This is a genomic window from Crocosphaera sp. Alani8 (assembly GCF_038442745.1).
Lineage (GTDB): Bacteria > Cyanobacteriota > Cyanobacteriia > Cyanobacteriales > Microcystaceae > Crocosphaera.
Map to the genome: position 1 here is coordinate 1 of NZ_JARVCN010000183.1, position 6,711 is coordinate 6,711.

Annotated in this window: 8 protein-coding genes; all 8 read left to right on the forward strand. The window is 37.1% G+C overall.

Features of this window, described 5'->3' with window-relative positions; all coding sequences use genetic code 11:
- The first annotated feature begins 527 nt into the window (after positions 1 to 527).
- The 8 genes from P9B04_RS11870 to P9B04_RS11900 all read left to right on the forward strand — a co-directional run bounded on the left by P9B04_RS11870 (position 528) and on the right by P9B04_RS11900 (position 6,620).
- Complete coding sequence (locus P9B04_RS11870; protein WP_342055200.1) at positions 528 to 755, forward strand: hypothetical protein; 228 nt, start codon at positions 528 to 530, stop codon at positions 753 to 755.
- Positions 698 to 1,147, forward strand: coding sequence for a TylF/MycF/NovP-related O-methyltransferase (locus P9B04_RS11875; protein WP_342055201.1), 450 nt, complete (start codon positions 698 to 700; stop codon positions 1,145 to 1,147). The genes P9B04_RS11870 and P9B04_RS11875 overlap by 58 nt, the downstream gene beginning before the upstream one ends.
- 251 nt (positions 1,148 to 1,398) lie before the next feature.
- Positions 1,399 to 1,731, forward strand: a complete 333-nt coding sequence (locus P9B04_RS11880) for an EF-hand domain-containing protein (protein WP_342055202.1) — start codon at positions 1,399 to 1,401, stop codon at positions 1,729 to 1,731.
- Positions 1,732 to 2,269: 538 nt separating this feature from the next.
- Positions 2,270 to 2,407, forward strand: a complete 138-nt coding sequence (locus P9B04_RS25170) for a succinylglutamate desuccinylase/aspartoacylase domain-containing protein (protein WP_446717993.1) — start codon at positions 2,270 to 2,272, stop codon at positions 2,405 to 2,407.
- Between the two features lie 413 nt (positions 2,408 to 2,820).
- Positions 2,821 to 4,557: an IS1634 family transposase gene (locus tag P9B04_RS11885; protein ID WP_342055203.1), complete on the forward strand. Its 1,737-nt coding sequence runs from the start codon at positions 2,821 to 2,823 to the stop codon at positions 4,555 to 4,557.
- Positions 4,557 to 5,390 carry an alpha/beta hydrolase gene (locus P9B04_RS11890; RefSeq protein WP_342055204.1) on the forward strand — a complete coding sequence of 278 codons (834 nt, stop codon included), beginning with the start codon at positions 4,557 to 4,559 and terminating at the stop codon, positions 5,388 to 5,390. The genes P9B04_RS11885 and P9B04_RS11890 overlap by 1 nt, the downstream gene beginning before the upstream one ends.
- Positions 5,391 to 5,599: 209 nt before the next feature.
- Positions 5,600 to 5,854: a DUF3303 domain-containing protein gene (locus P9B04_RS11895; protein ID WP_342055205.1), complete on the forward strand. Its 255-nt coding sequence runs from the start codon at positions 5,600 to 5,602 to the stop codon at positions 5,852 to 5,854.
- 397 nt (positions 5,855 to 6,251) lie between these two features.
- Positions 6,252 to 6,620: a hypothetical protein gene (locus P9B04_RS11900; RefSeq protein ID WP_342055206.1), complete on the forward strand. Its 369-nt coding sequence runs from the start codon at positions 6,252 to 6,254 to the stop codon at positions 6,618 to 6,620.
- Positions 6,621 to 6,711: the final 91 nt, after the last annotated feature.

Here is a 6,711-nt window from a genome sequence, read left to right on the forward strand (position 1 = left end):
TCTATTCAAGGAGTGGCTATTTGGCAAAACTGTTACCCACATTTGAACGTCGCCCGGTAAGAGGAAGAAAGCCCAGAAGCCACACAAACCGATGATTTCACTCGATTGACCCACACATTTACACAATTTTCTTCAATTATAATTGACTACTATTGAGAGCAAATGTTCTACTCAATGACTGACTATTTGGCAAAACTGTTACCTTGATTTGAACTACGCCGCAGTTACAGAATTCCTGAACTTTTCTGAACTTTCTAGGTATTGTTTCTGCTCAAAAGAAAGAGCATAGTGTAGAAGAAGATAAAAAACAAAGGAGACATACAAAATGAATCTCAAGTCAACAGTTGAATCAAAACAGCTATTTCCAACTTCAAGGCTAAGCAACGTTAAATTCAGCAAAGCCTCAAAAGACGTTACAACCAACAACCACATTATATAAATGTAGTTGTCATATCACTGACAAACTACATTTATATATTTAAACCATCTTGAACACAGAACAATTAACTTAGAAAGGAGTTGGACTCATGAGCACTGATACTTTATCTTCGTCTGAAATAAATCTATCGGAAATCAACATTAACAAAAAAGAATTCGTTATCTCCGCTCAAACAACCCTGAGATCGATGCAACTCCCTCATCCCCCCTTAGAGTACGTCTGTCGAGAAAGGATACCAAGGGATCGCCGCTCCCGTTTATGGTTAGAGTTTGGCACTGGTACTGGGACTACAGCCGGTATAATGTCTCCCTCATAGAAGGAAGATTTGAAGACACCCTCGAGGGATTTCTGAAAGAGCATTCATCGCCTGTGGACATGGTTCACCTTGACTGCGATGTCTTCTCATCAACAAAAACGGCTCTTTACTCCCTAACAGACCGCATTCATAGTGGCACCGTGATGGTATTTGATGAATTATTGTTTTACCGAGGGTGCGAGGACCATGAGGCTGGTGCTCTTTACGAGTGGCTAAGAGCTACCAAGTACAGTATTCGCTGGATTGGTATTCACGGCACTAAAAGCGGAACGGAGATTTTAGAACAAGCAAAATTGGATGCCAATCTGAGGAAACAATTACTAGGACCAGAGAAAAAGATTGTCCCCTGGAATATGCCCTTAGCAGAGAGAGTGGCATTGCAAATTGTTTGAGGGAGCCTAAGTAACAGGTATTATCAGTAGATCGCTCCCGTCAGTTTGAGACAAGCGATCTCCGATTAGCCCTCTTATCCCTCTTCTGTCACTTTCCGAAATTCCTACTAATTTCTCTCATTACAGCCAACAACACCTTACAAGAGAAACAGGGTTTGACCCCCATTTTTCGGAGTCTGACAGAAGAGGGATAATAACGGATAAGCAAGGATTAATCTTAAACTCAATCAACAAAAAAAAGGAAAATGAAGATGTCTAGAAACATAGCTATTAGAAACTTGACACAACTGCTCGCATTCTTAATCTTGACCACTAGCTTGATCAGTTGTGGGCAGCCGTCAAACAAGAGCCAATCAACAACTTCAGACATCTCTGAAGTTGAATTCATACCTGTGGAGACCTTTGCTGAAATTGATGTCAATCAGGCAGGAAAAGTAACCGCTGCTGAATTTATAGATTACTATGTAGTCAAAGCCAAAGAAGGAGAAAAAAAGACTGAAGAAGAAGCCAAGAGAAAATTTACTAAACTTGATAAAGACGGAAATGGGGAATTAACTAAAGAAGAAGCAACTGGCAAAAAATAGGTAGTGTCAGTAGATCAGTCATGATGCTTGTCAAGGGGTTAGCCAAAATTTCTGTTCTGGGGATTGGGGATTGGGGATTAGAAATTAGGGCCAGACTTTTCCCCTAATGTAGTCATGAATGATTGCATTACACTTTATTAGAAAAAGCTCAAGTACAACCATAGCCTTTGGTCTAAAACTTAAGCCATGAAAATTCAACTGGAAGCGCCAGTTTTTTGCAGCCGAAATAATCTTGGGGCAATAGTAGCTTATATTCTTGAATGGTATGACTTTGCCCTTTATGGTTATTTGGCACCAGTGAGTGGTAGTCAAGCATGGATTGGATTACCTGCATCTGTTGAACGAAGGGCAACAACCAGAGTTCCCAGATGTGATTGAGGTCTTTGAGTTCCAGGAGGTGGTGCTGTTTCCCCACACTAGGGGACTTCCAGAATAACAATCATCCAGCCTTCATACCAGAGATCCCTATTTTCCACCAGTTCGTAACATAACTAAGGCTGGATGATTATTTACTTGGATCTTCCTTAGGAAAGTCATCATGGGTACTATCCACAGCTCACTAGAGGGCAAGGACTATAAGGCTTTACACTACGGAGAGCCACTATTTGAGAGCATTGATGGCTCCGTGATTACTTATGATGGACAGGAGACGGTTTACCCAGTCTTTATCAACTAAGCTGGCTACTATAAGCAGAATGTGGCAATGTCTCTATGTGTCAAAAAAACCCTGCTTACCTCTACAGGTTTGGAGCCGAACAATGCCATTTAATTTAAAAGTTTCTCTTGTGTTTACCCCTACCCAGAACATCCTTTACAACCAGTAGTCTTAGAATATAAATACTCCTTTGCTCAAAGTTGTTGAATAAAATGTTGAACAGAGCTAAAATTACCCGACTCCTTTTAGGATATTTGTTGACATTCCTCAGTTTACTTCCTGTCAAACTGAACTTCCCCCGTACAAAACTACTATAAAGTCCTAAAAACCTTATCTATGAAGGGATACAGAGATTAGGCTCCGATACTGTACCCATGTAAATCGTAATATTTCTTAATGGACAATCATAAGGGAACTAAGCTAAAATAGTAGTCATGTATATAGAAAGAGTTCCTAATAGAAATTCCCCTCCAGCTGTTCTTCTTCGCGAATCTTACAGAGAAGGAGATCAAGTCAAAAAAAGAACCCTGGCCAATCTATCAACATTGCCAGATGAAGTTGTTGATAATATGAAACTCGTCTTAAAAGGGGCTAAAGTTTCAATAACTGAGACGATAACCGATAATTTTGAAGTAATAAGAAGTCGTCCTCATGGTCATGTGATGGTCATATTAGAGACAATTAAAAAGTTAGGCTTAGATAAGATTATTGCTCTTAAGAACTCTCGAGTCAGAAACTTAGTTATAGGGATGATCATTGCTAGAATTATTAATCCTAAATCCAAATTGGCCACAGCTAGAGGATTTCATGAAAAAACTTGTAGTCATAGTTTAGGAAAAGTATTAAATTTAGAAAAAGCTGATGAGAATGAACTCTATGATGCCCTAGATTGGTTATTAAATAAACAAGAAAAAATTGAAAATAAATTAGCTAGTCTTCATCTCAAGAATGGCTCATTAGTTTTATATGATGTTACCTCAACTTATTTGGAAGGACAGGGATGTGAATTAGGAAAATATGGATATAATCGAGATAAGAAAAAAGGAAAAACTCAAATAGTCTTTGGACTACTCTGTGACAAAAATGGCTGTCCTATCGCTGTAGAAGTTTTTGAAGGAAACACCTCAGATACTAGCACATTAGAAAGTCAAATAGAAAAAGTAAGGAAACGGTTTAGAGTTCATAATGTAGTTTGGGTAACAGATAGAGGGATATTAACATCTTCAAATATTAAAGAGTTAGTAAAACCAGTGGAAGGATTAGATTATATTAGTGGTTTAACTAAGGCAAGCATTAGGAAATTAGCAGAAGTAGAGTCAATTCAATTAGGATTATTTGATGAAGTTAATCTAGTTGAATTTGAAAGCGAAGATTACCCGAATGAAAGATTAGTCGCTTGTCGAAATCCTTTGATTGCTGCTAAAAATAAAAAACAAAGAGAGGCATTATTACGAATAGCAGAAGAACAATTCGAGTTAATTATTAAAGCTATAAAAAGAGAAAAAAGAGCTTTGAAAGGAGCGGATAAAATAGCTTTAAGAGTGGGAAAGGTCTTAAACAAGTATAAAATCAACAAATACTATAATTTAGACATCACAGATTTAAGCTTTACTTATGAGCGAAAACAAGAATTAATTGACCAAGAAATAGCTTTAGATGGGGTTTATATTTTAAGAACTTCTGTAGATAAAACTCTGATGAATGGATTTGAAGTGGTCAAAGCTTATAAAAGTTTATCTTCAGTGGAAGAAGCTTTCCGTTGTTATAAATCTATTGATTTAAAAGTGCGTCCTATATATCATTACAAGGGAGACAGAGTGAAAGCACATATTTTCTTGTGTATGTTGGCTTATTATGTAGAATGGCATTTAAAACAAAAATTAGCTCCTTTATTATTTGAAGATGAAGAAATTGATGATAACTATCAAGATGTTATCAAAGCTAGTCGTAGTGATTCTGCCGTTGCTAAAGACAGAAAAAAACGTACTGAAGATAACTTACCAGTTCACAGCTTCCGTACCTTAATAGAAGATTTGGGAACAATTTGCTTGAATACAGTTGAGTATACTTTAGAGAGTGGGAAATACGTTTTTGACAAGATAACTCGACCCACTGAACTACAACAAAAAGCAATAGAAATGTTAAGTATTTCTTCTATTTGTACCCAGTAATGACCCCTCGCTCATTCGGTGTATCCCTTATACAGCATACGTTATGGCGTTTTGTCAAAGGGGAAGTTCAGGTCAAAGCAGCAGAGAAACTCTATCTTTCTTATGGACCTTTACTATTGTCTTTACGAATAGAATCTTTAGAAATCTTTGCCAAACATGGAATAATCAATGAAGATTTGAGGTTTTATTTGGATAAACTGACCACAGAACAACAAGATGAGTTTCGTAGCATCTTAGTCAGAAAACTTGATATAAATCCTGTTTTAATTTCTCGTTTTTTTAATAGCTCAATAGGAGAAAATATGCTCACTATTGTTGGCGACGGAGTAACAATCCAAGGGGGGATTAATGGAAAATATGCCTTAAGAGGGGCGATGGTTTCAGCGTCCTTAGACCCCGAGGGGTTAACGTTATTAAATGTCCTTAAAAAATACCCAACCAATATTCAACTTCAAGGGGACTTACTTGAAGGACTTGAGCAAAAAATTAAGCATTTAATTTTAGCCACTGATCTCTTGGTTACTAACCTTGAGCAGTGGACCACTGAAGAAGTCAAAACTACACCCTCAGTTGATTATTCTTTATTAAAAGATTTAAGAAAACCAGGAGATTATAAAATTATCAAACAAGTCTGGCAGCTTACGGATAAAAGTCGAGAGCGTAGTTTTTATGTTGATGTTTATATTCCCCAAACTCTAGAAAAACAAAAAATACCTGTTTTTGTCTTTTCTCACGGATTATCTTCTCGTCCCGAAGATTATAGCCAACTATTGTCCCCTCTGCTTTTTAGCCGTTTGTCGCTTTTTTATTTTACTTTGATTTTCGGAGAGTGACAGAAGAGGGCTAAGGGTGACTGGTTTTCTCTGCTAATAACCCCTTCCCTCATATTCACGACATCATACGAAAGCAACAAAACCTTCATCTTAAAGACATATCGCAAGGATATATTGACACTATAAAAAGATCACAGACAAACAGAATAAAAACGCTCTTTCAAGTGATCTATTTAGCCTTAACACAAGAGGACATGAAGATGTTATTTATGATTTATTTTGAAGTTACACCTGAACACCGAAATGAAGCGTATGAAAGATATTTAGCTTTTGGGAATAACAGTCTTGAAACGGTGAAAGTAATTGATACTTATGTCTCAACAACCTTACTTGAAGGCTGGGTTCTTGTTGAAGCCAAGGATTCTCTGGAACTTGCCAAAAATTGCAAAACTTGGACAGATATAAACGTTAATCACGTGACCCCAGTGATGGAAGGGGCCAAAGTCCGTGAGGTGTTTGTTTGATTGTTTAAGAGAGGAGAGACAGAGCATCATATCAATAACGATGCTGTGCCTCAACGATAATCACCTTATCAGCCGATTATCATTGAGACCGTTCTCCTGCAAAAAAAAATTCCCTTCAACAACAAGTTCGACTATAACAACGAACAAGGACGGGAACAATAAGCTGTGGGTTTTGGACCTTTTTGGTCAGAGTATGATATGTGGATCTAAATTCGGTAGTGAGGTAGTGATTCCCATGTAGTGGAAAAAATCTGAATACCTGAACTTTTTCCTGAACTTTTCTGGAACAAAACCGTATTGTTTCTACCAAAAATAATTGAGATACTCGTAAGTAAGTTAAACAAGTCAACTAACTTAATAAACGGAACTAAACTGAGCAAAAATCAGGAGTAAAGAAATGAAATTAAAATGGCAGTCCTATCCAGCTTCATTACTAATAGCCGCAACAAGTATGATTCTGCTTCCTATCGGTGTTAAAGCAGAAGTACCACAAACAAACTCTAATTGTAGCCTTGAGGCTCAATCTGATATTGCACCTCAAACTCTAGCTACAATGGCATATAGAGGAGATTTTAAAAAAGAAGGAATTCCTGGTTACTATGTACTAGAAACAGAGTTCTCAGCAGGAAAAATTACTGCTAAAGAAATAGTTCAAGCAGCCGTAAATGCTTGCGTTCTAAGACCTCAATATGATGTGGCAAGACATAATGACTATGTTAATCAAGTCAAAAACGAAATCGAACTAATGATTCAAGAAGAAGATTAGTAGGAAAGTGTCAGAACTCAGAACAAAGCTGTACAATTGTCAATATTAATGAGAATTTTCTCATTAGCTCAACAAGATATTGGGGCTTCAG

Coding starts and splice junctions, on each gene's coding strand:
- P9B04_RS25170 (WP_446717993.1), top strand. CDS start 2,270: ATGGGTACTATCCACAGCTCACTAGAGGGCAAGGACTATAAGGCTTTA.
- P9B04_RS11875 (WP_342055201.1), top strand. CDS start 698: ATGGTTAGAGTTTGGCACTGGTACTGGGACTACAGCCGGTATAATGTC.
- P9B04_RS11885 (WP_342055203.1), top strand. CDS start 2,821: ATGTATATAGAAAGAGTTCCTAATAGAAATTCCCCTCCAGCTGTTCTT.
- P9B04_RS11870 (WP_342055200.1), top strand. CDS start 528: ATGAGCACTGATACTTTATCTTCGTCTGAAATAAATCTATCGGAAATC.
- P9B04_RS11890 (WP_342055204.1), top strand. CDS start 4,557: ATGACCCCTCGCTCATTCGGTGTATCCCTTATACAGCATACGTTATGG.
- P9B04_RS11900 (WP_342055206.1), top strand. CDS start 6,252: ATGAAATTAAAATGGCAGTCCTATCCAGCTTCATTACTAATAGCCGCA.
- P9B04_RS11895 (WP_342055205.1), top strand. CDS start 5,600: ATGATTTATTTTGAAGTTACACCTGAACACCGAAATGAAGCGTATGAA.
- P9B04_RS11880 (WP_342055202.1), top strand. CDS start 1,399: ATGTCTAGAAACATAGCTATTAGAAACTTGACACAACTGCTCGCATTC.